General features: G+C 52.7%; 23 protein-coding genes. 11 read left to right on the forward strand and 12 right to left on the reverse strand.

The annotated features are described in order from the left end of the window. Positions 1-77: 77 nt before the first annotated feature. The 3 genes from CC94_RS0104825 to CC94_RS0104840 all read right to left on the reverse strand — a co-directional run bounded on the left by CC94_RS0104825 (position 78) and on the right by CC94_RS0104840 (position 5,638). The gene (locus CC94_RS0104825) at positions 78-1,307 is read right to left on the reverse strand and encodes an EAL domain-containing response regulator (RefSeq protein WP_005374452.1); all 1,230 of its coding nucleotides are present in this window, start codon (positions 1,305-1,307) and stop codon (positions 78-80) included. After that, positions 1,297-4,143 carry a PAS domain-containing hybrid sensor histidine kinase/response regulator gene (locus CC94_RS0104830; RefSeq protein ID WP_051040416.1) on the reverse strand — a complete coding sequence of 949 codons (2,847 nt, stop codon included), beginning with the start codon at positions 4,141-4,143 and terminating at the stop codon, positions 1,297-1,299. Before CC94_RS0104830 ends, CC94_RS0104825 begins: the two co-directional genes overlap by 11 nt. Positions 4,144-4,882: 739 nt before the next feature. After that, entirely contained in the window at positions 4,883-5,638 is a 756-nt protein-coding gene (locus CC94_RS0104840) for a HesA/MoeB/ThiF family protein (RefSeq protein WP_005374456.1), read from the reverse strand. 134 nt (positions 5,639-5,772) lie between these two features. Between CC94_RS0104840 and groES the strand changes: the two genes are divergently transcribed. The 4 genes from groES (at position 5,773) to CC94_RS0104865 (ending at position 10,567) form a co-directional block, all read left to right on the forward strand. Next, on the forward strand, positions 5,773-6,060 hold the full coding sequence (groES, locus tag CC94_RS0104845; protein ID WP_005374457.1) for a co-chaperone GroES: 288 nt from the start codon (positions 5,773-5,775) through the stop codon (positions 6,058-6,060). A gap of 51 nt (positions 6,061-6,111) precedes the next feature. Beyond that, positions 6,112-7,770, forward strand: a complete 1,659-nt coding sequence (gene groL, locus CC94_RS0104850) for a chaperonin GroEL (RefSeq protein ID WP_005374459.1) — start codon at positions 6,112-6,114, stop codon at positions 7,768-7,770. Between the two features lie 279 nt (positions 7,771-8,049). Then, the gene (locus CC94_RS0104860) at positions 8,050-9,951 is read left to right on the forward strand and encodes a bifunctional diguanylate cyclase/phosphodiesterase (protein ID WP_005374460.1); all 1,902 of its coding nucleotides are present in this window, start codon (positions 8,050-8,052) and stop codon (positions 9,949-9,951) included. Between the two features lie 37 nt (positions 9,952-9,988). Then, positions 9,989-10,567: a transglutaminase-like cysteine peptidase gene (locus tag CC94_RS0104865; RefSeq protein WP_084675296.1), complete on the forward strand. Its 579-nt coding sequence runs from the start codon at positions 9,989-9,991 to the stop codon at positions 10,565-10,567. Positions 10,568-10,690: 123 nt separating this feature from the next. On the opposite strand, the gene CC94_RS0104870 is transcribed toward CC94_RS0104865, so the two are convergent. Further along, positions 10,691-11,647, reverse strand: coding sequence for an IS5 family transposase (locus tag CC94_RS0104870; RefSeq protein WP_005369880.1), 957 nt, complete (start codon positions 11,645-11,647; stop codon positions 10,691-10,693). A 193-nt stretch (positions 11,648-11,840) separates the two neighbouring features. On the opposite strand from CC94_RS0104870, the gene CC94_RS0104875 reads away from it, so the two are divergent. Together CC94_RS0104875 and CC94_RS0104880 are read left to right on the forward strand one after the other, a co-directional pair. Beyond that, on the forward strand, positions 11,841-12,554 hold the full coding sequence (locus CC94_RS0104875) for a M48 family metallopeptidase (protein WP_005374462.1): 714 nt from the start codon (positions 11,841-11,843) through the stop codon (positions 12,552-12,554). A 288-nt stretch (positions 12,555-12,842) separates the two neighbouring features. After that, the gene (locus tag CC94_RS0104880) at positions 12,843-13,688 is read left to right on the forward strand and encodes a transglycosylase SLT domain-containing protein (RefSeq protein WP_005374463.1); all 846 of its coding nucleotides are present in this window, start codon (positions 12,843-12,845) and stop codon (positions 13,686-13,688) included. 1,674 nt (positions 13,689-15,362) lie between these two features. Here the strand turns inward: CC94_RS0104880 and amoB are convergent. From amoB to amoC, 3 genes are all read right to left on the reverse strand, one after another. Next, positions 15,363-16,607, reverse strand: a complete 1,245-nt coding sequence (amoB, locus tag CC94_RS0104890) for a bacterial ammonia monooxygenase, subunit AmoB (protein WP_005374465.1) — start codon at positions 16,605-16,607, stop codon at positions 15,363-15,365. 116 nt (positions 16,608-16,723) lie between these two features. Then, on the reverse strand, positions 16,724-17,467 hold the full coding sequence (amoA, locus tag CC94_RS0104895; RefSeq protein WP_005374467.1) for a bacterial ammonia monooxygenase, subunit AmoA: 744 nt from the start codon (positions 17,465-17,467) through the stop codon (positions 16,724-16,726). A gap of 122 nt (positions 17,468-17,589) precedes the next feature. After that, positions 17,590-18,342 carry a bacterial ammonia monooxygenase, subunit AmoC gene (amoC, locus tag CC94_RS0104900; RefSeq protein ID WP_005374468.1) on the reverse strand — a complete coding sequence of 251 codons (753 nt, stop codon included), beginning with the start codon at positions 18,340-18,342 and terminating at the stop codon, positions 17,590-17,592. Positions 18,343-18,617: 275 nt separating this feature from the next. On the opposite strand from amoC, the gene CC94_RS0104910 reads away from it, so the two are divergent. Then, the gene (locus tag CC94_RS0104910) at positions 18,618-19,067 is read left to right on the forward strand and encodes a hypothetical protein (RefSeq protein ID WP_031430018.1); all 450 of its coding nucleotides are present in this window, start codon (positions 18,618-18,620) and stop codon (positions 19,065-19,067) included. Positions 19,068-19,233: 166 nt separating this feature from the next. Here CC94_RS0104910 and CC94_RS0104915 read toward each other — a convergent pair whose 3' ends face one another. Then, positions 19,234-19,848, reverse strand: coding sequence for a CPBP family intramembrane glutamic endopeptidase (locus tag CC94_RS0104915; protein WP_005374470.1), 615 nt, complete (start codon positions 19,846-19,848; stop codon positions 19,234-19,236). A gap of 110 nt (positions 19,849-19,958) precedes the next feature. On the opposite strand from CC94_RS0104915, the gene CC94_RS0104920 reads away from it, so the two are divergent. Next, positions 19,959-20,213 (forward strand): YcgL domain-containing protein, encoded by a 255-nt coding sequence (locus CC94_RS0104920; protein WP_005374472.1) that lies wholly within the window; start codon positions 19,959-19,961, stop codon positions 20,211-20,213. A gap of 7 nt (positions 20,214-20,220) precedes the next feature. Here CC94_RS0104920 and dcd read toward each other — a convergent pair whose 3' ends face one another. The 4 genes from dcd to CC94_RS0104940 all read right to left on the reverse strand — a co-directional run bounded on the left by dcd (position 20,221) and on the right by CC94_RS0104940 (position 22,720). Next, positions 20,221-20,787, reverse strand: a complete 567-nt coding sequence (gene dcd / locus CC94_RS0104925; protein WP_005374477.1) for a dCTP deaminase — start codon at positions 20,785-20,787, stop codon at positions 20,221-20,223. A 66-nt stretch (positions 20,788-20,853) separates the two neighbouring features. Next, positions 20,854-21,546: an acireductone synthase gene (mtnC, locus tag CC94_RS0104930; RefSeq protein ID WP_005374478.1), complete on the reverse strand. Its 693-nt coding sequence runs from the start codon at positions 21,544-21,546 to the stop codon at positions 20,854-20,856. Next, entirely contained in the window at positions 21,543-22,103 is a 561-nt protein-coding gene (locus CC94_RS0104935) for a 1,2-dihydroxy-3-keto-5-methylthiopentene dioxygenase (protein WP_005374483.1), read from the reverse strand. Before CC94_RS0104935 ends, mtnC begins: the two co-directional genes overlap by 4 nt. Then, the gene (locus CC94_RS0104940; RefSeq protein ID WP_005374485.1) at positions 22,100-22,720 is read right to left on the reverse strand and encodes a methylthioribulose 1-phosphate dehydratase; all 621 of its coding nucleotides are present in this window, start codon (positions 22,718-22,720) and stop codon (positions 22,100-22,102) included. Before CC94_RS0104940 ends, CC94_RS0104935 begins: the two co-directional genes overlap by 4 nt. A gap of 148 nt (positions 22,721-22,868) precedes the next feature. Here CC94_RS0104940 and CC94_RS0104945 point away from each other — a divergent pair, with 148 nt between their 5' ends. From CC94_RS0104945 to CC94_RS24555, 3 genes are all read left to right on the forward strand, one after another. After that, entirely contained in the window at positions 22,869-24,005 is a 1,137-nt protein-coding gene (locus CC94_RS0104945; protein ID WP_005374487.1) for an efflux RND transporter periplasmic adaptor subunit, read from the forward strand. After that, positions 24,002-24,703, forward strand: a complete 702-nt coding sequence (locus CC94_RS0104950; RefSeq protein ID WP_005374488.1) for an ABC transporter ATP-binding protein — start codon at positions 24,002-24,004, stop codon at positions 24,701-24,703. The genes CC94_RS0104945 and CC94_RS0104950 overlap by 4 nt, the downstream gene beginning before the upstream one ends. Before the next feature lie 589 nt (positions 24,704-25,292). Beyond that, on the forward strand, positions 25,293-25,673 hold the full coding sequence (locus tag CC94_RS24555; RefSeq protein ID WP_281174033.1) for a CPBP family intramembrane glutamic endopeptidase: 381 nt from the start codon (positions 25,293-25,295) through the stop codon (positions 25,671-25,673). Positions 25,674-25,817 lie beyond the last annotated feature (144 nt).

A 25,817-nucleotide genomic window follows, 5' to 3' on the forward strand; every position in this document is an offset into this window, starting at 1 on the left:
GTTTTCCCGCATTCCCCGGCAAATTCCATCGAGCAGGCCGGAGCGAAGCGCCCGGCAGGGCCCCTCGTCATTCCAACTCAGGAAATCGCGAAGCTTTCGCAGAACTCGAGCAAGGACTCCAGGCTCATCGGCTTGGCGATAAAATAGCCTTGCGCCAGATCGCACCTCACCGCTTTGAGCGCGCGCCAGTCCTGCTCGGCCTCGACGCCTTCGGCGGTACATTTGATGCGGAGCTTGTGCGCCAGATCGATGCTCGACTGCACCATGATGCGCAGCGACTCATTATCGGAAAAGCCCTTCACGAAGGTTTGGTCGATTTTCAGCTCGCTGAAAGCGATGCGCGAAATCTGCTGCATGCTCGAATAACCGGTGCCGTAATCGTCTATCGACAGCCCGAACCCGCGCATGCGCAGCCGCGCCAGATTTTCCAGCGCGTGGGCCACGTCGGTCATGGCCGCGGTTTCGGTCACCTCCAGAATAAAGTAACGGGGATCGACAGCCGCATCGTGCATGACCTGCGTAATCCGGTTCGCCAGCGTCGTATCGGTCAGCGAAGTCAGGGAAATATTGACCGCCATGCTCAGCTTCCGGCCGCTTTCATGCAGCCGCCGGCAGGCGAACGCGGCTTTTTTCAGGATGGTGAAGGTCAAGCCATCGAGCTTGCCGTTACGTTCGAGTACTTCGATAAACGCATGGGGCCCGATCACGCCATGCTCCGGATGGATCCATCGGGCCAATGCTTCCACACCTTTGATTTGCCCGTAAACGACGTCCACTTTCGGCTGGAAAAACGGCTCGAACTGATCTTTCTCCAAACCGGCCAGAATTTCTTCCAGAGAAAAGTTTGCCGGCAAAGAGGCTATCCTCTCCTGCTTCGGCCAGACGGCTTCATGCCGGGCTATCAGCGTTTGCAGGCGGGACCGGGTTACGGGTTTTTCGATCGCGCCCAGCAATCGGATTCCGTAGGCCCGCGCCATTGCTTCCACCGAAGCGATTAAGGCAGCATCCAGAGCACTCATGATGATCAGTGAAATATCGGCGTAATAACTCCCCATGTGCCGGAAATATTCCATCCCATCCATTTCCGGCATTTCCAGGTCGCTGAGCACAATGTCGACCGCAGGCGCGGATTGCGCCTGCAATATCTCCAGCGCCTGTTTACCGTCTCCCGCCTGCCGCACCGACTTCGCCCCCATGGACAACAGCATGTCGGCCAGCGTTTCGCGTTGAAAGTCATCATCCTCAACGACGAGAAAATGCAATTCTCCGGCCTCATCGGCTTTCCTCAAAATATGTTCATTCGGCATCGGACAATCCAGAGACATAACTTTCAAACTTGCGCGCCGCATCGGCCAGGATTTGAATGCCGAGACCTGCGGCATCGAAATCGTTCCGCTTCGCGGCTTGCTCGATGGCTGCACAGGCATTCGCGAGTTCGCGCGCGCCCACCATTTTACTGGCGCCTTTGATACGGTGCGCCATGAGCGCCACGCCGGCCATATCCCGTTCCTCGAAGCGCTTCTGCAATTGTTCGCGGTCATGGCGCTGATGAAGCTGGAATTTGCGCAGCAGCGCAATCTGCCCCGCCTTATCCGGGACGGTATCGGCAAGCGCGGAAAAATCGACAGGCGCATCGTCCTCTCGCGGGGCGTCTTCAAAAGAAGCCGCCGCCTCGTCCATGCCATGCCATTGAAGCCTCCGCAAGAGCATCTCCCGTAACACACGCAGATTGGTCGGCTTGACCATGACTTCATCCATGCCGGCGGCACGGCAGCGTTCGTTCTCCTCGCCAAGGGCGTTTGCCGTACAGGCTACGATCGGTATTGGCGGGCGCGCCTCCCGAAACTCGGCCTTACGGACGGCACGGGCAAGTTCATAGCCGTCCATGTTCGGCATATGGCAATCGGTGACGATAGCGTCGATCCGCCGGCTCCGCCAAATCGCCAAAGCCGCTTCTCCATCTTGAGCCGCTTCGGCGCGCAATCCCAAAATTTCGATCTGCCGCACCAGGAGCGCAAGATTGACGGGATGATCATCGACGGCCAGCACGACCGGGGCACTGGCGGCATCCGCAGCCAGTGGTTCGACAACAACTCGCCCGGCATCCCGGGCGAGTTGCTGCACCGGCAGATTCTCGGTCAAAGGCAGGATCAGCGTCAGGCTGAAAGTCGAGCCTTGTCCCGGCTCGCTTTCCAGATCGAGACGGGCGTTCATCATTTCGGCGAGGCGCTTACAGATCGCCAGCCCCAGTCCGGTGCCGCCGTACATCCGGGCCGTATTCTCGGCAGCCTGCGCATAAAGCTGGAACAGGCAAGCTTTTTGCGCCTGATCGAGGCCGATGCCAGTATCCCTGACCGAAAAGCGTATTTTTTGAGCGCCGTCGAATGGTTCGAGCAATTCGGCGCGTATTTGAACCGAGCCCGCCGGAGTGAACTTGATCGCATTACTGACGAGATTGTTCAGGATCTGCGAAAGCCTGAGGGAATCGACAAGATGTGCCTGGCCGATCAGCTCATCGACGTCATGCTGCAGGATCAGTTTCTTCGCGCTGGCGACATGCGCATAGGTATTCACCACATCCTGCACGAGCTGAGCGATTGAAGTCGCCTGTACCGAGAGTCCGAGCTTGCCGGCTTCGATTTTCGACCAGTCGAGAATGTCGCTCAAAATCCGCAGCAGGCTGTACCCGGAATCGCGGGCCGACTGCAAGGTTTTTTTCTGCTCCTTGTCGAGAGGCGTGAGGGCGAGCAGCTCCAGCATGCCCAACAGGCCACTGAGGGGGGTACGGATCTCATGGCTCATGGTTGCCAGGAACGAATCTTTCGCGCGATTGGCGAATTCGGCCTTTTCCTTTGCCTGCTGCAGCAACGCTTCGGTTTCTTTGCGTTGGGTAATGTCGCGCACGATGCCGATGAGCCGGCGCCCGACATCCAGCCACATTTCGCTGACTTTCAGGTCGAGCGGAAAGATGTCGCCATTTTTACGGCGCCCTTGGATCTCGCGGACTCGCTCGATGATACGCGCATCGCCGGTAGCGAGATAACGCTGCACATAGCTGTCGTATTCGTCATGGTAGGACGGCGACATCAACATTTTGATGTTTCGTCCGATGAGTTCGTCACGCGCATATCCGAAGATACGCTCGACGGCGGGATTTGCCGTTTCGAGGATGCCCTTTTCATCGATCGTAATGATGCCGTCGGCCATATTGTTGAGAATAGTCTGAATATGGATAGCGCTGTCGCGCAAGGCCTTCTGCGTAGCATATTCTTCAGTGATGTCGCGGAAAACCAGCACGGCACCGATGACCTCGCCGTCCCGGCTGCGGATCGGCGCACAATTGTCGGCAATCGAACGCTCGGTACCGTCACGGGCAATCAGCACCGTATGATTCGCCAGCCCCCGAACCGCCCTTCTCGCCAGGACTTCGATGACCGGAATCGCCATCCGCTGGCGCGTTTCCTGATTGACGATATGAAAGATCTCGGCAACCGGACGGCCTATGGCTTCCCTGCGCTGCCAGCCCGTCAGCCGTTCGGCTCTCGGATTCAGACGCGTCACCCGCCCCGCCGCATCGGTCGTCAATACGGCGTCGCCGATCGAGTTCAAGGTAACCAAGAGGTTTTCCTCGCTGATGCGCAGGCTTTCGTTCGCCCTGGCCGTCTCCTGCGCACGCAGGTAGACTTCAGCCTCCATCTTTTTCATCCGCTCGCGCAGCTCTTCGGTGAGCTCGCTTTGTTCAATGCCTTGCTGCTTCAGCCGGACAAACTCGGTCACATCTTCGACCCGGTGAATGATATAGGCAAGCGTGCCATCGGCATCGAAAACGGGAGAGTTCAGCGGACTCCAGTAACGTTCCTCGAACTCGCCGCCTTCCGCTTCCGGCTTGCGAATGTCGTATTTTTGAATGGCCATCGCATGGGCTTTTCCGGTATGCCGCACGGATAGCAAGGAAGCCTGAAGATTGCGCACGCCATCGGCGGACGGATCGTTAGGATTATCGGGAAAAACGTCGAAAATGCCGCAGCCGATAATTTCTTCCCGGCGGGTCATGGTGGCGCGCGCATAGTCATCACTGACCGCAACGATATTGAAATCGTAATTCAGCACAAGATACAAGCCCGGCAGGGATTCGAAGAGCACTCGAAAATCCGGTTCCTGCACCGCCTTGGGGCTTCGTCGACTCGAAGGCTCTACGTCCCCGGCCTTAATCATGAGCACCGGCTCCGCAAACCGAATCCTGACAACGGACTCCCAGTACCTTCTACAATCATATGCGCCCCCGGTGGGCGAATGCCCGGCATGAATCGGGAAAACCAAACGAAAGCGATGAGGAAACTCTATCATCGAAACAGAGGCGTCAGGCAGACCTGCCGCCGATTTTCAAAAATAATCATCCAGATGAGATCATACCGGAACCCTGGTATTTACAAGCGTATGAGAGCGGCCGGCAAAAACTTCGCCTTAACGCCTTACATTCATCCGGAAATATCTTCAATCGCGGAGCAGAGGCTCGGAACTGCCACGAGAATTCCGTCTTGTCTGTCGCCGGAATGCGGGCGACTCCGTTTAAACATTTTTCTTTTATCCCGGCCTTTTACCGAGCGTCTTTGCTTTAAAAATCATCACGGACAATGAAGGCGCGTCCAAATTTCCCCGGCGCTGCCCCGCCGCCTCTTTTCGGCGTAGAGTCAATCAAGTCGCTAGTTCTATTAGTATCTCATGCTCAATACCGTGTCAAGCCGTCTTTTTTGCAGCGCCGAAAAAAGCCGGTAAACGCACGGTTTCCCTCCCCCTCGTTCGACCAGCGAATTCGAACATCTCCGGTCTTTCCGCGTTAGTCTCGCCCCCACGAAACCTGTCCGCATCGTTCAAAAAAATATCAACTCGAAGCGACTCTGCCGCATGCGGGACATTTCGGATTTTTCCTGAACCGCATCGTGTCGAACTCCATCGTCAGCCCGTCCAGCAAGAGCAGCCGCCCGGTCAATGTTTCGCCAATGCCTGTGATCAACTTCATCGCCTCCATCGCCTGGATGGCGCCGATGATTCCCGTCACCGGCGCTATGACGCCGTTCGTCGCGCAATTGAGCGGTTCGTCGCCGTCCATCCGATAGAGGCAGTTATAACAGGGGCTGTCTCCTTTGCCCGGCGTAAATACCGCGACCTGCCCCTCAAAACGGATTGCGGCTCCCGACACCAGCGGCGTTCGGTGTTCGACGCATGCCCGATTGATCGCAAAGCGCGTCGCGAAATTGTCGCTGCAGTCGAGCACCACATCGGCCGCTTCGACTTCTGCGGCCAGTTCCTCACCGGCGATCCGCCGCTTGACCACCCGGACATCCACATCGGGATTCAGGCGGCTCAAAGTCTGCCGGGTTGAAATGACTTTCGCGGTCCCTATATCGTCGGTGTAATGCGCAATTTGCCTTTGCAGATTGGACAAGTCGACATCGTCGTGATCGAAAATCGCCAGATGACCGACACCCGCCGCCGCCAGATAAATCGCAGCGGGCGAGCCGAGCCCGCCGGCGCCGACGATCAGCACCTTGGCGGCAAGCAGTTTCTGCTGACCTTCGACATCGATCTGAGGCAGCATGATTTGGCGGCTGTAACGCAAAAGTTGGTTGTCATTCATGAGTCATTTGAATTGGCTAAAGTGGCGAGGATGATGCCAAAGAACTTGACAGACTGCAAAACCCGTTTATTATTAGCACTCATTAAACGCGAGTGCTAATAATTTTTTACCTTTAATTTTTTCAGGAGAGATTGATGAAAATACGTCCGTTACACGACAGAGTGATAGTCAAACGCGTTGAAGAAGAAACCAAAACCGCAGGCGGTATCGTGCTGCCGGGTTCTGCCGCCGAAAAACCAAGCCAGGGCGTCATCCTGGCGGTCGGCACCGGCAAAGTGCTCGACAATGGTGAAATGCGTCCGCTGGAAGTCAAGGTCGGCGACAAAGTCTTGTTCGGCAAATATTCCGGCAATGAAGTCAAGATCGACGGCGAAGAACTTATCGTGATGCGCGAAGACGACATCATGGGTGTGTTGGGCTAAGCCTCCCCCTCACGCAATCACAACCATCAACACATTGGATTAGGAATTAAAATGGCAGCAAAAGACGTATATTTTGGCGATGACGCACGCAGCCGGATGGCGAAAGGCGTCAATATCCTGGCAAACGCCGTCAAGGTTACCCTGGGTCCCAAAGGCCGCAACGCGATTCTGGACAAAAGTTTCGGCGCACCGACCATCACTAAAGACGGCGTATCCGTTGCAAAAGAAATCGAATTGAAAGACAAATTCGAAAACATGGGCGCGCAAATGGTCAAGGAAGTGGCCTCCCACACCTCCGACGTGGCCGGAGACGGCACCACCACCGCGACCGTGCTGGCGCAGGCGATCGTCAACGAAGGTTTGAAAGCGGTTGCGGCCGGCATGAACCCGATGGACCTGAAGCGCGGCATCGATCTGGCCGTCACCAAAGCGGTCGATGCGATCGTGGCTTCTGCAACCCCATGCACCGACAACAAGGCGATCGCGCAGGTCGGCACGATCTCCGCCAACTCGGACGAGTCGGTCGGCAACATCATCGCCGAAGCGATGGAAAAAGTCGGCAAGGAAGGCGTGATTACCGTCGAAGAAGGTTCCGGCCTCGACAACCAGCTGGATGTCGTCGAAGGCATGCAGTTCGACCGCGGCTATCTGTCCCCTTACTTCATCAACAAGCAAGACAGCATGAGCGTCGAGCTGGACGATCCGCTGATCCTGATCTACGAAAAGAAGATCTCCAATATCCGCGAAATGCTGCCGATCCTGGAAGCGGTGGCCAAGCAAGGCCGTCCGCTGCTGATCATCGCCGAAGACGTGGAAGGCGAAGCGCTGGCGACGCTGGTCGTGAACACGATCCGTGGCATCGTCAAGGTCGCGGCGGTTAAGGCGCCCGGTTTCGGCGATCGCCGTAAAGCGATGCTGGAAGACATCGCGGTACTGACCGGCGGCACCGTAATCGCAGAAGAAGTCGGCCTGTCACTCGAAAAAGCCGAACTGTCGATGCTGGGTACGGCGAAGAAAGTTCAGGTTTCCAAAGAGAACACCACCATCATCGACGGCGCCGGCTCCGAAGAAAAAATCAAGGGCCGCGTTGCGCAAATCCGTGCGCAAGCCGAGGAAGCGACTTCCGACTATGACAAGGAAAAACTGCAGGAGCGTCTGGCCAAACTGGCAGGCGGCGTTGCGGTGATCAAGGTCGGCGCGGCGACTGAAATCGAAATGAAGGAAAAGAAAGCCCGCGTCGAAGACGCGCTGCATTCCACCCGCGCGGCGGTTGAAGAAGGTGTCGTTGCCGGCGGCGGCACTGCGCTGGTCCGTACGATTTCCGCCCTGGAAAATCTGGAAGGTGCGAACCATGACCAAACGGTCGGCATCAACATTCTGCGCCGCGCAATCGAAGAGCCTCTGCGGCAGATCGTTGCGAACGCCGGCGACGAACCTTCTGTCATTTTCAACGAAGTCAAGAAAGGCTCCGGCAGCTTCGGCTACAATGCAGCAACCGGCCAATACGGCGACATGATCGAAATGGGTATTTTGGACCCTGCGAAAGTTACCCGCACCGCGCTGCAAAACGCGGCTTCGGTTGCCGGCCTGATGCTGACCACCGAAGTGATGATCGCCGATGCGCCAGCCGACAATAAAGCCGGCGGCATGCCGGATATGGGCGGCATGGGTGGAATGGGCGGCATGGGCGGTATGGGCGGCATGATGTAGTTGCCCTGCATGAATAAAGCCTTTTCGCTTTAAATCCAGAGCCCCGGCTGAATGTGAATTCAGCCGGGGCTTTTTTCTTTATCGTCTCTGCCAAACAAGCGATACAGCGGATTTTGCCGGCAGAGTTTTTCCGCTTGCCGCTTGCCGCTTGCCGCTTGCCGGTTTTCCGGTTTTCCGGTTTTCCGGTTTTCCGGTTTTGAAATCTATAGTCTAAACTTGGTTGAATAAAGATTTCTGTTTCGAGCCTTTTATCTTGTTCATCGTTGGCAGACTCATTTCATGACATTATCCAAGCAACTGTTACTCCTGATTTCAGCGCTGTTTTTAGCGATATTCATCGTCAATTATGTCATCAGCATCCACAATATCAGGAGTTATCTGCAAGTAGAATCGCAAGTCCATGCGCAGGATACCGCGACCTCGCTGGGGCTCTCCTTAAGTCCCCATATTGTCAACGAATCCGACCCGATCCTGAAAACAATGATCAGCGCCATATTTGACATGGGCTATTACAAAGAGATCAAGCTGGATAATGCTGAAAACAAAACGTTAGTCAAATTAAGCAATAACCAGGTTTTCGATGAAGTGCCGCACTGGTTCGTGAATTTGCTGCCGATGGAACCTGCAACCGCGGAAAGCGAAATCAGCGCGGGGTGGACGCCCGGCGGCACCGTTTATGTCACGGTCAACCCCGGCTACGCCTATTTGAAGCTTTATCAGCAAGCCCAAAGTGCGTTCTGTTATTCTTTGGTTTCGTTCCTGTTATCGGTGTGCCTGTTGATTTTCGCGCTGCGCTTCACGCTGAAACCGCTCAAGCACATCAACGATCTTGCTTTGAAAATTGCCGAAGGCCAGTTCGAAACCATCACTCGCTTACCCTGGACCATCGAAGTTAACAATGTCGCAAACTCGATGAATCTCATGTCGCGCAAATTAAGCGGCGTGATGGCGAACCTGAACGACAAACTGTCTTCTCTGGGCCGTAAACTGCAGCTCGACAGCTTGACCGGCCTTTACAATAAAAGTACTTTCGATTCCGACCTGAAACAGCTTTATCTGGAAAATACCGACGGTTTTCTTTTTCTGGTCAAAACCGACAGCTTGGCAAGCCTTGTCAAAGAACGCGACAGCGAAGCGATCGATGCTTTTCTGCAAAGCTGCGCTTCGCAATTGAAGCAAACCTCGGAAATCTTTTCGGCCGAAGCCACCGTCTATCATTTCTATGGCGCGGAATTCGCTGTACTGGCTCGCAATCTCCAGTGGCCTGAAGCCGAAAAACTGGCAAAATCCTTGAGCCTTGCCTTGACCGAATTAGGCCGCGTCCATCAGAAAAACGACATCGGCCATATCGGCGTAGTGGCTGTCGACCCGTTAAGCTCTCCCGAAACAATATTGCCCGCCGCCCACGAGGCCTATGAACAGGCTGTCGTGATCGGCCCTAACAGCTATTACATCAGAACAGGCGGCGAACAGGCAAAGGATGTCACCGAATGGAAAGCGCTGGTATTCGACATCGTCGATCGGAATTTCTATAAAATTCAGTTTATCGGCCCGATAATTCATATCGCCGATAACCGGATTTTAATGGAGGAAGCTTTTATTCAGGTCTTCGACAAGCAAGGCGTCCCTCTGCCGGTCGGGGTATTCGTTTCGATTGCCGAAAAATATGAAAAGATCGTCGCCCTGGATTGCGGCATGATCGAGAAAGTCGTCGCGCATTTAAACAATACCTCTTCCGCGCAGCATATCGCCATCAATATTTCGACACGAACGATCAAAAACAGCGGTTTCAGGACATGGTTCTCAAATCTCCTGAAACAGAATACTTCTGCCGCCGCCCGATTGATCATTTGCTCTTCTGCCTATGCGGTAGCCAAGAATTTCGAAGCCTATCATGAATTCATTGATTTTTTACATGCTTCCGGCGTACGCGTCATCCTTAAACGCTTCGACAGCCATTCGCTGTCGCTCAATCAGCTCAAAATGTTAAAGCCGGATTTCGTCCGCCTCAGCCAGGAGTTGAGCAACGGCTTACAAGGCAATGAGGAAAAAATCTCGTTCTTACAGACCGTCAAAGAAATCGGCGAATTGCTGGACATTTCCATCCTTGCCGAAAACGTCCGCGCGGATGTCGATTTCGATATCGTCAAGAGTATCGGGCTCGACGGCGCAAGCCGCTGATGATGCGCTACAGAAGAGGCCTCAATAAACAAACGCCATGCCGAGCCTTTTACGTCCTCTTCCCGTCAAGCTGGCCATTTTTTTCCTCAGCCTTGCGATAGCGTGCAATGCATTAGGCTGGATTGAACTGACCAGCGAAATACTGCTTCAGGTAAAAGCTAAGTATGGTGACCGAGCCGAACGCCGCCTGATCGAATGGCAAAACCTGCTCCGTTCCGCTAAAAATCTGCCCGAAAAAGACAAACTTGACAAAGTTAATGATTTTTTTAACCTGAATTCGTTATTCGTTGACGATATAATACATTGGAAAGTGGAAGATTATTGGGCGACTCCTTTGGAATTTCTCGCAACGGGCGCTGGCGATTGCGAGGATTTCGCGATCGCTAAATACTTTACACTGAAAGAACTGGGCGTCGATGAAAATAAAATGCGCATCACCTATGTTAAAGCGTTACGATTGAATCAGGCGCATATGGTCTTGACTTATTTCAAAACGCCCAAGGCGGTTCCAGAAGTGCTCGATAACTTGATCCCCGACATCAAACCGGCTACGCAGCGCACCGACTTATTGCCGGTTTACAGCTTTAAGGAAGCTCTGAATAAGTGGTTTTTATAAGCGACACCGTGCGACATCCGTGGCACCTCGCCGAAAATGGGCAAATCCTTCCCGGCAGCGCCCGCTATCGGGGTGATTTCACTCAGTGTTCTCGGTTTTCCAGGGCGAAGGACAAAGGTCTCCCTAGGTCGGCTGCAGCGCCTGCCGAACGTGATAAAGATTGCCCAGGGCAAACAGCAAGTAGAGTTGTTGGGCATTCTTGAACAGCCCCCGGTAACGCACTTTGGTATAGCCGAACTGGCGCTTGACGATCCGGAACGGATGTTCGACCATGGCGCGTAACGGCGCCAGCATGTGGTTGTGAAGGGCTTGCTCTACCGGCAACTCTTCACCCTTCCCCCGCTTGAACGGAAAGGCCCAAACCGGCTCGCCTTCCAGGCGATCCGCCGCTAGATTCCGGTCCTTGCGGGTATAGGCCCGATCGCCCAGCACGACCCGTTCCTCGCCGTGCAGCAACGCCTCCGTCATGACCCCATCCGCCACCTTGGCGGTGGTCATCTCCACAGTATGCACCAACCCCGACTCGGCATCGACCCCAATGTGCGCCTTCATCCCAAAGTGGTAATTGTTCCCTTTCTTGGTCGAACTCATCTCGGCATCCCGTTTGCGCGCCCGGTTCTTGGTGGACGGCGGGGCAGCGATTAATGTCGCATCGACGATCGTGCCTTGCCGTAGCAACAGGCCTTTTTCGGCCAACAGCGCCGCCGTTTCATCAAATAGGGTTTGTGCTAACTGATGGCGTTCCAGCAGATGCCGGAACTTGAGGATCGTGGTTTCATCCGGCAGGGCGTCCTCGCCCGCATCGAGCCCGGCAAACTCGCGCAGCAGCGGCATGTCGTGCAATACTTCCTCCATCGCCGGATCGGAATAGCCGAACCACTGCTGCATCAGGTGAATGCGCAACATCGTCGCCAAGGGAAAGGGGCGGCGGCCTCGGCCCGCTGTCGGGTAGTGCGGCGCTATCCGGCTCGCCCACAAACTCCAAGGCACTACCTGCTCCATCTCTTGGAGAAATTGCTGCCGCCGAGTCTGTTTCGGTTTCTTCACGAACAGCGGGGCACTGAGTCCGAGTTGCTTCATGGCGGGCACCTATCGAAAATGGCAAGCTGCGGATATTTTATCCCAGGCGTAGGACTTATTCAGAGTTTCCTTAACGGTACCGGTTTATGGATTGCCAAATCCCGAAATGCCGGCAAACAGGTAGGCAATTCGGATCGGCTAAGTTTGTGGAACGATCTCAAGCTCAGAATGCTTAAAAATCCTTTTTAGCCCGATGAAACCCCTGTCGTACCAAATCAAGCGTACGTCGAGAGCGTCTAGAACCCGAATCGTCGTCACCGCCGAAAAAATTGAAGTGATCGCACCGCCTGATGTTTCGGACGACGTACTGCACCAGTTCGTCAAGGAAAAGTGGCCTTGGATTACTGCCACGATGCAAAGACTAAAAGCCCGTAAAGTACATAGTCAAAGCCTCGCGCCCAAAACTTATCATCACGGCGCTCCCGTTCCTTATCGGGGAAAAACCTATCCTTTGTCTTTGGCACCGACAAGATTGAAAAGAATCAAGATCGAGCATACCGATGTATTCAAGGCACACATCCCTCATACGCAATGGGAGACGGTCAACAGCGAGGAGATTCGCTCCGCCATTATCCGGTGGATGAAGCACAACGTCAAAATCACCGTAGAACAGCTGGTGCTTCAACACGGTCCCAAACATCAGCTTTTCCCGAAATCGATTACCATCAAATCTCAAAGATCGCGCTGGGGCAGCTGCGGCATTCATAACGATATCACCATTAACTGGCTTCTGGCGCTGGCTCCGCTTGAGATTCTGGAATATGTCGTTGTCCACGAACTATGCCACATCAAAGAAAAAAATCATTCGAAGCATTTTTGGTCACTCGTCGCCCAACATCTTCCAAATTATCGCTGCGCACAGCTATGGCTTAAGCAGCACGGTCAAGTGCTGATGCTGGGCTTATAAAAAATCGAGGATCGTTTTGCCATCGTCTCTCGACCACAGCACAAATTTGCTCAGGTTTTATCTCAAAATACCGCACTTTCATTGATGCACCACAATAATCATATAGTTACTATATTCTATTTATTAATAAATTTTAATTATTCCGCAATTATTTAATATACAAGCATTTTATTATTAGGCTATTTCATATAACGGCTAATTGACATTTTATTAAGATTTTATTTTGAAATCTGGATTTATTACTTTCCTCATCTATGATTTAATTACGATTAAAAATGGGGGCCTTACATGTCCAGATTAACTTCTTTGATTTTTTTAACGTTTTTATATTGCTCTGCATCTTACGCCTATACAGACATTGAAGAGGGCCAGCAAAAATTATTGACGAAGGCTGGAAAGCTCGAACCTCTTAATCCCTGGGAGTCGGCGGTACTTTATTGCAAAGCTGCCCGAAACGGCTCTCTTGAAGCTTATTACCGGCTGGGCATGCTGTTTGCCTTCGGCCAAGGCGTTCCTGAAAATAGGGAAGTCGCCGCCTCTTTATTTGCCACCGCCGCTCAACAAGGGCATTCGGAAGCCGGCAAAATGCTTGAAACCATTCTTTATAGCTCCGACAAGTTGCCCGATTGCGTTCTTTCGAATACTAAGCCGCCACGCGGTCAGCTTTATTCACGAGGGTTCAACGACGCTACTTTGGATGCAGTTCTCTCTTCACTGAGAAAGGATCGTCACTGGATTATCAATATGGTCAAGCAAATCGCCTCCTGGCATCAAGTCGACCCCAGGCTGGCTTTGTCCATCGTCAGTGTCGAATCGGCTTTCCAGGTCAACGCCCGTTCCAAAGCCAATGCCATGGGGCTTATGCAGCTGATACCGTCAACGGCCACGCGTTTCAGTGTACGGGATGCCTTCGATGCAAGTCAAAATGTCAAAGGCGGTGTTCGTTATTTACGCTGGCTTCTCGATCGATATAACGGCGACATCGAACTGGTGGCTGCGGCTTATAATGCCGGGGAAGGCGCAGTAGACAAATACAAAGGCATACCGCCCTATCCCGAAACGCAGAATTATGTGAATAAAGTCATTCATCGTTACCAATCCCGCAGACATGCCTTCAACCTCGGCAAGTTATAAGATTCTCTTTGAATCCTGCTTACTGCCTCTTCCCGATCCACTTGCCATGATCATCCGGGTTTAATCAAATGAAATTCTTGTTGCCGTAAAGATTATCCAAGATCCTCCTTATTCGGAAGCGTTATGTTTACGGATCGCGTAAGCGGCAAAGCGGCCCGCGAAGTCGGATCGCAACACCCTTCAAACTTAGAATTATGGTTTGTAGGACGCGCCGACGCAGGAGCCGCATCGGTTGCGAATGATGCGTTCACTGCGTTCAGCACATCCAATGGTTCTGACCGTTTCAATTCTCGCTATCGATCAATTTCTACGTCAAAAGCTGGGCTACCACTATAAAAAAACGGTTCGCCAGTGAGCATCAGTATGAGAATGTGGCTGCCAAACAGGATCAATGAGAAGCCTGGCAATCGCAACGCGCTGTGTCCTAGCGGTGTTTCTGGATGAAATCGGGAGCACCACGAACCTGCGCAGCCGTTATGGAGGGGCTTTAGATGGTGCCGGCTGCGTATAGACTGCACCGGAGCCATTGGAAAACTTTGACCTTCATTGCCGGCTTGCGAGTCGCTCGACCGACTGTACCGTGGCGCATGACATCTGTTCCAGATGCAGCAGTTGACGCTGTAATTGAGCCTTGACCCAAGAACCTCAAGGTCTGCATCCAGTTCATTAATCGCCCGGGTGTCCGATTATGTTTCTCTGGCATGGGTGAAGGATGGATGGGACGACGGGGTAAAATTTACGGGCATGATACGCGCGACGCGCTGGTGACGAAAATAAACGTCCGGCAAGCGTCGGCGCATGAACTTCTACCGCTTCGCCAACCCAATTGCGTTACAGTACCGATTTAAGTATTCGGCAAATCAGTGCCAGCACCAAGATCAGTGTGGTGAGGACCTGGTCCCTCTCGTAGTCTAGAGCATTTTCATATCGCGTAAGGGAAGTCCTCACCTTCTGAAAGGTGCCCAGCCGTTAAGTCCAGCCCCGTAGGGTACGCTGTGCGTACCTTTCGACATTGAGGGTACGCACACGTACCCTACGGGTGCAGTCGTCTGGCAATCCCTGACCGGGGCAGGCTCTACCGGAATGACGTGCTTTCCTTTCGAAGGCCATATACCCAAAGCGAAAATGCTCTAAGGATTTCTTTAAGCTTTCGCATTGCTGTCCTCTTGGCTGACATATCCTTTCGAAAATCCGAGGACGCACGTCTTCACGTGCTTGCTCGGCCGCCAGCGCTTTTTTGAATCAACAGCGCACGCAGAGTCTCGTCATGCATCGGCAATAACAAAGGTTGGCTCTCGCGTAAGCTTTGGTTTCCAACGTGCCACTCTCCACACCGCCACTGCTGCTCTGCAACTACTCCACAAACCCACAAACAAAGGGCTTACCTTGAGCCACTGACCGCCTGGGCAATGACCTGCTCTTCGTCGCAGGCTTCGATCACCCGCGTCCTTAAATCCATCGGATAAGCTTTCGACATCAGGACCTCTTTTAACAAAACATGGGCGACGCTTCCAATCGATTAAAGTTTCCGTTTATACGATTTGAAAATGCTTTAGCCTTTCCTACAACCCAATTCTGAATTCTCTCCCATAAAAAAACCCCCGCAACTACTTGAATTGCGGGGGTTCCAATTTTTTAATGATTTATTATTGTTATTAGATCAGCAATCTTCGATTAGATGAAGGTTGGGATCAGAGGACCGTCGATTTGGACCAGTTGCTTGTTGCCGTTTTCGTCGTGGAAGAACAGCAAGCCAGCGAAACGGCTATCTGGGTCATAGATCAAGTCAGCCAGACGATATACTTCCCAAGCTGCGTCAGACGCAGTGACTTGGATAGTTCTGGTTTGGCCTGGAGCCAGTGGGCTGTTGTCGCTAACAGTCAGACCTTCTGGAGCCAACAAGTCATCTGGATAGCCGGTGGTGTCTTCAGTTACGTTAGCATCCAAGAAACGAACGCCAGCGGTGTTGAATTCACCCAAACGGACCGCAGAGTCACCATTGTTGGTCACAGTCAGAGTCATGTTCATTGAACGACCTGGTACACGGTAGGTAGCGTCGTCAATTTTAACGCTAACAGTTGGTGTAGGCAGATCAAGAGGCTTCATACCACGCAACAAACCTGCTTGCAGAGGAGTGGTGATTGGGTATTCAGAGTTGGTTTGTGCCATCGTGAAAGCAACGATACCAATCGCGCCAGCACCGAAAGCCAAAGCGACTTTTCTGTCAGTTGCAGTGATCAGAGTGTCAGCTTTACCAGCTTCCACTGCGAGTTGACGTGGAATGAACATTGGCTTACGCATCCAGTAAACCATCCAAGCCACACCGAAAGCATACCAGAAAGCATGCCAGAAGTAGGTGTTGCTCAGGTTGTAAGTTTCCAGATCAACAGTTTGGCCAGTCAAAGTGGTGATTGGGTTGGTGAACTGGCTCATAGAACCTTCAACCGTTACCCATTTGCCAGGACCGATGATTGGGCCACCGCCTTCTACGTTCATCATGGTGTGAACGTGCCAGTCACCTGGACGGCGTGCTTTCAAAAGAACTTTAAACTCATAGGTTTCGCCCAGTTCCAGAGAAACGGAACGAGGAACCAATTGGCCACCAATCCAAGATCCAGCACGGATAAATACTGGGCCTGGAATACCGATGTTCAAGAAAGCGCTTTCCGGTTTGTCCACAGTTTCTGGCCAGCCTGAGAATACCAGGAACTTACCAGAAATTGTCATTGTATCATTGACTTTAACAACTTCTTTCGACCAGTTCAGATCGTACCAGTGAATAGTACGCATACGCATGAAAGCCGCCTGAGACTTTTCACCGTGTGCGGATGCAGCTGGTGTATAGAACATCGCTGCTGCAACTGTCAGCAACAGTGCGACAAAGGACAACTTTGCTACCTTGTCTTTAATTAACTTCATATATCCTCCTCTAATAATAGAGAATCTATTTATTCTTGAGTATCTAGTTGATAAATTGTTCATTTATCCACTAGCCATTTATTTATTGTGTTACTAGCCTCAGAACCTAATAAGAATTAGGTGGCTTGGGTAAATGCGGTGCTGCCGAACCATTTACCGAAGAAGTGCCACAAGAAGTAGATGATGATACTCACGAAACCAGAGAAGAATGCAGATACTGGAGCAACGTCCTTACCGAAAGTTCTCAGAGTACCTTTTTCAACCATCCGGATATATTCTGGAGTACCGGTTCTTACATAGTGGTAACCTTGCAAGTCAGCCAGGGTCATTACCATGCCGTTGTATTCAACTGGCACGTGCAATGGAGCGATGACCGGCCAGTTGCCAGGATAGAACAACAGGCCATAAGCCAAGCCGCCCAGAACCGCAGTCAACTGCATGCTGTTAGACAGCATCAGAATTACGTCCAGAACGATTGCGCCTGGAACGAATTGTGATGGGAACACGAAGTTAACTGGGAAGTAAGTCCATCCCCAGAAGTTGAAATATCTGTTAACCCATTCGCCGAACAGCAGGCCCAGAACAGCCAGCATTGCGCCGAATGGCAGACGCCAACGATACCACACAACTGCTTGAACAGCGGCTGGGAAAGTAATACCAACGATTGGCAATACGGTTACCCACAGACGACGGTCTTTCCAATCGGTCCAGAAGTCCCAGTCACCACCCGTCAACATGAAGTGAACGTGATAGCCACCGAGAATAATGAAGAACAAAGTAAAGCAAATTAACCAGTCAAACGTGCGTGAAACTTTGACAGCTTCGGCACGTGAACGTACAGCTGATTGAGATGCGCTCATTAGCTTACCTCCTAAAGGGTTTAAAATTATTTTTATACTATCTTTCTCTATGCCGTTTCGCCTATTGGAACTTGAGCGAAACGGCCAGGAGATAGTTATTTTACAGGCTACAGCTTAAAGAATTAAGCCAAGTCTTTTTTCAGCAATTTCGCAAGTGCTTGAACTTCGATGCTCAGAACACCCAATGCACCCAGAGCCGCCCATCCGAAGAATACGAAGCCATAGTGCAGAGGAGCAACGAACAACTCTTCCATAAACCAGAAAGTGTGACCCCACTCGTTCAAACCAACATTTGGCAGAATCATGAATGGGCCGACAACAGATACCATATATTGAATGGAGAAACCATTCGCATAAGTAGGCAGTCTGGTTTTTGCATACAGCAAGGAAGCGCCACCGGTGATGATGTAGATTGGGTAGCTCAAATAGAATTCGATGATATGGCTTGGAGTGAAGTCAGTATCACGAACGATCGTTTGATGCCACGTGCCATCTTGTTCGGTGAAGTAGCTAGCGCCAAAGTAAATTGCAGTCGCGTAGCAGCACAGCCAGATCCAGTGAGTAAAGTGTCTTCTCAGTTCTTCTCTTGGAGTGATAGACATGACTTTACGGTCACGGGTTTTCCAGATGTAGCCCCACAGAATACCTGCGGTTGATACTTCCAGTACGAACTCGATGTACAGGAAATTCATCCAGTAGGTTTCGAATTCTGGTGCGAAAGAGTCAAGACCGGCGGACCAGCCATAAACACCTTCGTACCAACGAACCCAAGCATAGAATACGTTGTACAACGCGATGCCCAGGAACAGATTTCTTTTATTTAACAGCGGTGCTTCCGCAGCATCAGCTTTCACTGATTCAGTTGTAGCTGCCATTTCTACCTCCTAAAAATTTAACAATCCCCAGCTATTTGGCTGGGAGTTTCTTGTTCAACTCCATTTCCACATTCACTGGCTTTTGGCCAGGAACCGCACCGAGTCCAGTTTGGTGAGCGGTCAGTTTACCAGCTCGAAGCACCTTGTCAAGACAAAAAATATTTTCGTCAAAAAAATCGCTCAGCACTCAAACAGGCCGGTATACTAGCGTACGATTAATGTATTGATTTCTGATACAATTGTGATGATAAAACTAACCATTGGCGCTTTCATTCATGAACAATTTTTTTAAAAAACATCCTTTTCTTCTACTCGTGGGCGGTCTTGGCTTATTGATTGTATTTCAAAGAGAAGCGGTCATGCCTCTCGTAACCGAAGTTATCAAGTCCGATGCCTTTTTAGTCGACAGCAAAGACCAAGGCAGCCAGCTTCCCATCTCCACGGAGATGACGGCGATTGCATTCAACGATTGCAATAATTACATCAAGTCGGAACTCGATTCCGATATTTCCGTAACATTCACGAACAAGCCGGTCAAAGCTTGGAGCTTGGGCAATTACCAATTTCTGATTAACGCCGACATCAATATCACTGACGAATCCGGCAACATGACCACGAAAAGATATGTTTGCCGAATCACTTATGACAAGGGAGACGACCAGGAAGGCGTCCTCGATTTTGACAACTGGACGATGGTAGGCGTCTCCGGCATTGATGAGATCTAGCGGAACAGCCATTCATGTTTTTTAGCGGCGGTTGCCGATTGAATCGGCAATTGGCTGTATGGGCTGCCGCCCGGAGCCGGTCCAGCTACCGGGCGTAAAAAGAAACGAATGCCGGTCAATTGAGCCCCAGGGAAGGCGGCTCAACTAGCCATCCCCATAGACTCCTTTACGGCTTATCGCCGAACTCCCGCTTCGTCCGATTCAGCCTGTAAGTCTTTATCAAAGCCCAAAAAGCCCAGAAATCATACAGCGCATGGATCACTACCGGCGTGAGCAGATTCCGCTCCACCCCGTAATCCATCGACAAACTCAAATAGATCCCTATCAAAAACGCGAGAAAGGTATAAAGCGGCGTAACCGCGTGCGCCAGGCCGAACAGAACGTTGCAACCGACCAAACCCGCACGCATTCCCAAAACAGCCTCCAGCCACGGCTGAATCAGACCCCGGAAAAGAATTTCCTCCGACAATCCCGCTATCGCGGCGAGCATCAGCAAATCGGCCCAGTGCCGCCGATGCAGGCTGGGACCCAGCGTTTCGAGCAATAACCGTCTGATTTTCTGAAACGCCTCTTGCTGCCGCAGTTCCGCCAGATGAAACAACACGATCATCGGCGCCGTGCCGATAATTCCGTATAAAATCGCGGCCTCGGAGAAAAACAGCTTTGCAAACGGGTTGATGCCCGCTATCCCACCCAGGATGAGAGCGACCAGGATCAGCGAGGCCTCGAAACAGCAGGCCTTGAGAAAAAAATCCCGAGATTTGAAAGTGGATTGATTCATCGAGGGAGAGAAGGAATAATAGTGTGACAACTCCCCGTTATGGCTTGCTGCAAACCCGCACGGCCGGACCGTAAACTTCGCTGCATACGTTTCGTATCCTTACTTTAAACATGCACTGTTTTATTTATAAAAGCCTCCAAAAACAAGACCTTTATTTATTTCTCCGAAACCAGGACGATTTCTCCTGCCTGCCGGAAGCCTTAAAGGCCTCTCTGGGCAGAATGGAATTCGTTTTCAGCCTCGAAGTCACGCCGGAACGGAAACTTGCAAGCGCCGATCCGGTTTCGGTGATCAACAATTTAAATGAGCGGGGCTATTTCCTGCAATTGCCGCCCGTGCTGACCAAGCCCGCAACTTTACAATGACCACCTGTCACGCGCGCGGCAGAGTCACTCCGATTTGCCCCTGGTATTTGCCGCCGCGGTCTTTATAAGACGTTTCGCAAACCTCGTCGCTGCCGAAAAACAGCATCTGCGCGACACCTTCATTCGCGTAGATTTTCGCAGGCAGATTCGTCGTATTCGAAAACTCCAGCGTCACATGCCCTTCCCATTCGGGTTCGAGCGGCGTCACATTCACGATAATCCCGCAACGCGCATAAGTCGATTTGCCCAGGCAAACCGTCAGCACATCCCGCGGAATACGGAAATACTCCACCGTCCGCGCCAGGGCAAACGAATTCGGCGGAATGATGCAAACATCGGACTTCACGTCGACGAAACTGTTCGAATCGAAATCCTTCGGATCGACGATCGCGGAATTGATATTGGTGAATATCTTGAACTCGTCCGAACAGCGCACATCGTAACCGTAGCTCGACGTCCCGAACGAGATGACCCGCCCCTTTTCGGAATCTCTGACTTGGCCGCTTTCAAACGGCGTAATCATGCCGTATTCGGCCGCCATGCGGCGAATCCATTTATCCGATTTAATGCTCATCGCAGTTTTAAAACCTTAAATAAAGATACAAACATAAAGGGCGCATTGTAACAAATAACCCTAAAATCACCGATCGTTTGAAAAAACGATCTCGATCTGATCGAAATCCTGCGCCTGGCGATGCTCCGCATCGGAATCCGGTTTGCCATCGCGGACCAGCCAGACGGTGTGGAATCCGGCCTGCCTCGCCGCATCGAGCTCTTCTTTGATATCGGACAAAAACAGCAAAGACTCGGGCAACAGCCGCAGCTCGTCCGCAATGCGCCGGTACGAATCGACCTCCCGCTTGCCGCCGATCCGGGTGTCGAAATAGCCCGAAAACCAGGGCGTCAAATCGCCGTAATCCGTATGCGAGAACAGCAGTTTTTGTGCATGCACCGAACCCGAAGAATAAATGTAAAGGCCCAGCCCGCAAGCCTTCCACGCCTTCAGATTTCTTTCGGCATCTTCATAAATATGACCGGCGAAGGCGCCTTTCCGGTAGCCTTCTTCCCAAATCAGCCCCTGCAGCGCCTTCAGCGGCGTGATTTTCTTATCCTGATCGATCCATTCGATCAATTGCGCGATTGTCTGCCCGAGGTCCAACTCTTTTCCTGCCTCCCAGGAAACATCGCGCAGTAATTGCCGCACTTCGGGATCGTCCGCATGATCCCGCACAAACTCGGCAATATGGACCCGCGCATAGGGAAACAGCACGTCTTTAACGAAAGACAGCGACGACGTCGTGCCCTCGATATCGGTAACGATCGCTTTGATCATGATAAAGCGGCAACGTATTGATCGAAAGTCGGAAACGATCGGGCAATGTCGCTGCCGGTAAACGTGGCCACCCAGCCTTCCGGCGTAGTGAATAGCCGGATACATTTGAAACAGGGATTCTCCCCCATATCAAACCAATGCGTCGTGTTGGCCGGCACGCTAATCAAATCGCCTTTTTCGCAAAGTATTGCATAGACCTTATCACCGGCATGCAGATAAAACAGCCCTTTGCCGTCCACAAAAAATCGGACCTCGAAATCTTCATGAATATGCTCGGCCAGAAATTTTTCCCGAAACGCCGCCTTTTGCGGATGATCGGGCTGTAGGCTGACCACATCGGCGGACTGGAAGCCGTACTGCAGCATCAGCCGCTCGACCGAATCCCGGTAGGCTTCGATGACGGTTTCCTGATCGGCATCGTCCGCCAGTACACGGTTCGCGGTCCAGCGCTCGAACTGCACGCCGATCCGGCTCAACTCGGCCGCAATATCGGAATAGTCGGTGTACAAGGCTCCCGATTGCGGCTGATTATCGGGATAAACGGTTAATGCGCTCATGATCTGTTCGCTCCGTGCAGGCGTAATTCACAATCAAACAAATAATCGAGGGCTTCAAGATGCCGTAAGGTTTCGTCGATCGACTCCCCCCAGGTATAAACCCCATGCCCGGCAATCACGTAGCCGTAACAGTCCCGATGCCGGTCCAGGTAGCGTTCGGCTTCCACGGCAAGGCGCGGAATATCCTGGTCATTGGCAAAGACCGGTATGACCAGACGGGCTTCGTGAGTGCCAATTCCTCTGAAAGCCTTCAGCAGTTCATAATTTTCGAGCACGATCTCGCTCTTGAAAATTCTGGAAACCAGTACCGAATGCATCGTATGCGGATGCAATACGCAATTGACGGCGGGAAAACGCTTATACAGGGAAGTATGCAGCAGAGTTTCCGCGGACGGTTTTTTGCCGTCGAGCGGATTGGCGTCCGCATCGATCAGCATGATGTCCTCGATTTGCAGGCGGCCTTTGTGCTTGCCCGAAACGGTGATTGCAATCGTGCCGTCCGGCAGCCGAACCGAAAAATTGCCGCTGGTTGCCGGAACCCAGCCTTTGCCGTCGATAAACCGCCCCGCTTCGCAAAGATCGGCGGCGGCGTTCAAAAATGCTTCGCTGTATTTCATGAAATCATGATAAAAAATGCCTGTCGGCGTATTCGGACAAGATTATAAGTTGAGATCGCTAAAGAATGTAAACTTAATAGCGTAAAATAGCCGCGCCGGCAGACTTGCAGCCTTTTCTCTCTTGTCTCGTCATCCCACTGAAGCTTCGATGCGCAAAAAAACGCTGACCACTTTGGCAATCCTCGCCATCGCCTTCGCGCTGGCAGTCTATTATAAACGCCCCGAGCCGGTGGAGGTGAAAATCGTCAGCATTGAAGAGGGCGAAGTCCGGTCCACCGTTTCCAATACCCGCGTCGGTACCGTCAAAGCCTGCCGGCGCGCCTATCTGGCGCCGGCAGCCGGCGGCCAGGTTGCCCAACTGAATGTCAAGGAAGGCGATAAAGTCCGGAAAAACGAATTATTGATGGAAGTCTGGAACCATGATCTGAAAGCGCAACTCGCGCTGCAGGAAGCGCAAATACGCGCGAACCATGCCGCCGCCGAACAGGCCTGCCAGTTGAAAGGCGGCGCGATCCGGGAAGCCGAGCGCATTTCCCGCCTGCAAAAGTACAACCACATCGTTTCGGAAGAGCAGGTCGACACGAAAGTCACCAACGCCAAGGCCCAAAGCGCCGCCTGCCTTTCGGCCAAAGCGGCCGTCGATGTCAGCCAGGCCAGCCGGGATGCGGCCAAGGCCGCCATCGAACGGACCTATGTCGAGGCGCCGTTCGACGGCACGGTCGCTGAAATCAACGTCGAACTCGGCGAATATGTGACGCCTTCGCCGCCCGGCATCCCCACTCTCCCCGCCATCGATCTGCTCGACGTCAGTTGTCTGTACGTGTCCGCGCCGATCGACGAAGTCGATGCCCCGCAAATCAAGACCGGCATGACGGCCTATGTATCGCTGGATGCCTTTCCCGGCAGGCGCTCGCTGGGCACCGTCTCGCGCATCGCCCCCTATGTGCTGGAAAAGGAAAAACAGGCGCGCACGGTCGAAGTCGAGGTCAAGCTGACCGATCCGAAAGACTTGCAGGAATTGCTGCCCGGCTACAGCGCCGATATCGAAGTCTTGTTGGCCGGCAAGCCGAAGGCGTTGCGCGTACCCGCCGAAGCGGTGATCGAAAATCATAAAGTCCTTTTGCTGAATGAAAACGGCGTGCTGGTAGAACGCACGTTCAAACCCGGCCTCGCCAACTGGAATTATGTCGAGGTGCTGGAAGGCCTCAAGCCCGGCGACAAGGTCGTGCTGTCGGTCGGCCAGGAGGGCGTGACCGCAGGCGCGCGGGCACAGGCAAAACCGTGATCGAGCTCGCGCACATTCGCCGCACCTTCCAAGTCGGCGAACAAACCGTCCAGGCGCTGGACGGTGTCAGCCTTTCCATCGCCAAAGGCGAATATGTCTCCGTGATGGGACCGTCCGGATCGGGAAAATCGACCTTATTAAACGTGATCGCGCTGCTCGATCAGCCTTCCGAAGGCCGTTACCTATTGAACGGCCGCCCGGTTACCCAGCTCAGCGACGACGAACTCGCCAAGGTCCGCCGCGAAAACATCGGCTTCGTGTTCCAGTTTTTCCATTTGATCCCGCGCCTGACCGCCGCCGAAAACATCGAAATGCCGCTGATCCTGGCGGGCGTCGCCCCCAAAAAACGCCGACAAAAGGTAGCCACGGCCCTCGCCAATGTCGGCCTGGAAAACCGCGCCCACCACAAGCCAGACCAGCTCTCGGGCGGGCAGCTCCAGCGCGTCGCGATCGCCCGCGCGATGATCATGGCCCCCGAAATCCTGCTCGCGGACGAACCGACCGGCAACCTCGACAGCCAGTCCGGCAAGGAAATCATCGAACTCCTGGAAAGCCTCAACCATCAAGGCGTTACACTGGTGATCATCACGCACGACCCGTCTATCGGCGGCCGGGCGGCGCGCAAAATACGGATCGTCGACGGCAAAATCGTCAACGCGGCCGATCACGCTTCGAGCACAAACAAACCGAATCCGTAGCCTCCGCCCAGTCCTGAAACCCTGCCGCCCGCCCGGATGATGGATGCTTCTTCTTTTCCTGACGTCCATCCATTCGCCTCGGCGAAAACTCAGCCTCTTTGCAAACCGATGTTTCACCTCTCGCCCTACCCGCCCGGCCTATAGCTCGGCACCTGCTGGATTTCCGGGCAAAACCCTCCTTATCTTACTAATTTATATGGTTTTCTAAGGCTGGAAATTATCCGGAAGCTCGGGTAAATTATCGCCGGTCATTCCTTGACCGGGGTTATTTGTTGTAACTCGGCTGTATCGACCCGTGAATGCGCACGGCAAATTCAATTGATGGCGCCTTCATAATCAATATCCTGACTTACGAGAAATAAAATGAAAAAATAATTTTATTCGCGGCGGTTTCCGAAATCCTGTATCTCGCCTTTTCTTTTTCCCTATCGCAAACTTACGGACACTGGTCCATTCCGGGAGAACTGATTCGGACCAAAAGGAAACGTTAACGCCGCCTTTCGCCGCGGCAATCCAATTATTCTTTTTATTTGCGATCGTTTATACCAATACAGAAAATGAAACCGCGCTCTGGCAACTCGTCTTCTTTATTTCGGGCCTTGCGGCCGGCCTGAGAGAAGAGCTGTTTTACCGGGGCATGATCCAGAAAACCCTGCAGATGAAATACGGCTACACGCTTTCGCATCTGCAATACCTCTACCAAGGCCAGTTCCGGGAACTGGCGCTGATCGCCTTCGCCGGGATCATCTTCGGCAGTATTTTCATTCATACGGACAGCGTGCTGTTCGCCGGACTCGTTCACGGCCTCTATGATGCGATATTGTCGGCCAATCTCGTCCCGTTCAGATTGAGCTATAACGCCTCGCTGCCCATCCTGTTTTTAATCACGACGCTGTTCCTGATGCTGTATGCTTTCAAACGCGCTTCCGTACCTTACAACGAAGATCAGGACGGCTTCAGCCTGTCTTAGCGGCTCTTTTCGAAGCAGGGGTGACCGACGGTTAGCGCCTGCCTTCCCTACAGCGGACGGCAGACGGGCTTTGGTCAGATCGCCCTGCTTTTTTGTCCGATAAGCCAGTAAATCCCTTCCGTCTCAGCCCACTCTAGGTTTCGC

This window comes from Methylomicrobium agile (genome assembly GCF_000733855.1).
Lineage (GTDB): Bacteria > Pseudomonadota > Gammaproteobacteria > Methylococcales > Methylomonadaceae > Methylomicrobium > Methylomicrobium agile.

Excerpts from the sequence above, each read along its gene's own strand:
- CC94_RS0104825 (WP_005374452.1), bottom strand. The coding sequence starts at position 1,307 with ATGCCGAATGAACATATTTTGAGGAAAGCCGATGAGGCCGGAGAATTG.
- dcd (WP_005374477.1), bottom strand. The coding sequence starts at position 20,787 with ATGAGCATTAAATCGGATAAATGGATTCGCCGCATGGCGGCCGAATAC.
- mtnC (WP_005374478.1), bottom strand. The coding sequence starts at position 21,546 with ATGATCAAAGCGATCGTTACCGATATCGAGGGCACGACGTCGTCGCTG.
- groES (WP_005374457.1), top strand. The coding sequence starts at position 5,773 with ATGAAAATACGTCCGTTACACGACAGAGTGATAGTCAAACGCGTTGAA.
- CC94_RS0104840 (WP_005374456.1), bottom strand. The coding sequence starts at position 5,638 with ATGAATGACAACCAACTTTTGCGTTACAGCCGCCAAATCATGCTGCCT.
- CC94_RS0104865 (WP_084675296.1), top strand. The coding sequence starts at position 9,989 with ATGCCGAGCCTTTTACGTCCTCTTCCCGTCAAGCTGGCCATTTTTTTC.
- CC94_RS0104860 (WP_005374460.1), top strand. The coding sequence starts at position 8,050 with ATGACATTATCCAAGCAACTGTTACTCCTGATTTCAGCGCTGTTTTTA.
- amoA (WP_005374467.1), bottom strand. The coding sequence starts at position 17,467 with ATGAGCGCATCTCAATCAGCTGTACGTTCACGTGCCGAAGCTGTCAAA.
- CC94_RS0104870 (WP_005369880.1), bottom strand. The coding sequence starts at position 11,647 with ATGAAGCAACTCGGACTCAGTGCCCCGCTGTTCGTGAAGAAACCGAAA.
- groL (WP_005374459.1), top strand. The coding sequence starts at position 6,112 with ATGGCAGCAAAAGACGTATATTTTGGCGATGACGCACGCAGCCGGATG.
- CC94_RS0104875 (WP_005374462.1), top strand. The coding sequence starts at position 11,841 with ATGAAACCCCTGTCGTACCAAATCAAGCGTACGTCGAGAGCGTCTAGA.
- CC94_RS0104915 (WP_005374470.1), bottom strand. The coding sequence starts at position 19,848 with ATGAATCAATCCACTTTCAAATCTCGGGATTTTTTTCTCAAGGCCTGC.
- amoC (WP_005374468.1), bottom strand. The coding sequence starts at position 18,342 with ATGGCAGCTACAACTGAATCAGTGAAAGCTGATGCTGCGGAAGCACCG.
- CC94_RS0104880 (WP_005374463.1), top strand. The coding sequence starts at position 12,843 with ATGTCCAGATTAACTTCTTTGATTTTTTTAACGTTTTTATATTGCTCT.
- amoB (WP_005374465.1), bottom strand. The coding sequence starts at position 16,607 with ATGAAGTTAATTAAAGACAAGGTAGCAAAGTTGTCCTTTGTCGCACTG.
- CC94_RS0104940 (WP_005374485.1), bottom strand. The coding sequence starts at position 22,720 with ATGAAATACAGCGAAGCATTTTTGAACGCCGCCGCCGATCTTTGCGAA.
- CC94_RS0104945 (WP_005374487.1), top strand. The coding sequence starts at position 22,869 with ATGCGCAAAAAAACGCTGACCACTTTGGCAATCCTCGCCATCGCCTTC.
- CC94_RS0104910 (WP_031430018.1), top strand. The coding sequence starts at position 18,618 with ATGAACAATTTTTTTAAAAAACATCCTTTTCTTCTACTCGTGGGCGGT.
- CC94_RS0104920 (WP_005374472.1), top strand. The coding sequence starts at position 19,959 with ATGCACTGTTTTATTTATAAAAGCCTCCAAAAACAAGACCTTTATTTA.
- CC94_RS0104935 (WP_005374483.1), bottom strand. The coding sequence starts at position 22,103 with ATGAGCGCATTAACCGTTTATCCCGATAATCAGCCGCAATCGGGAGCC.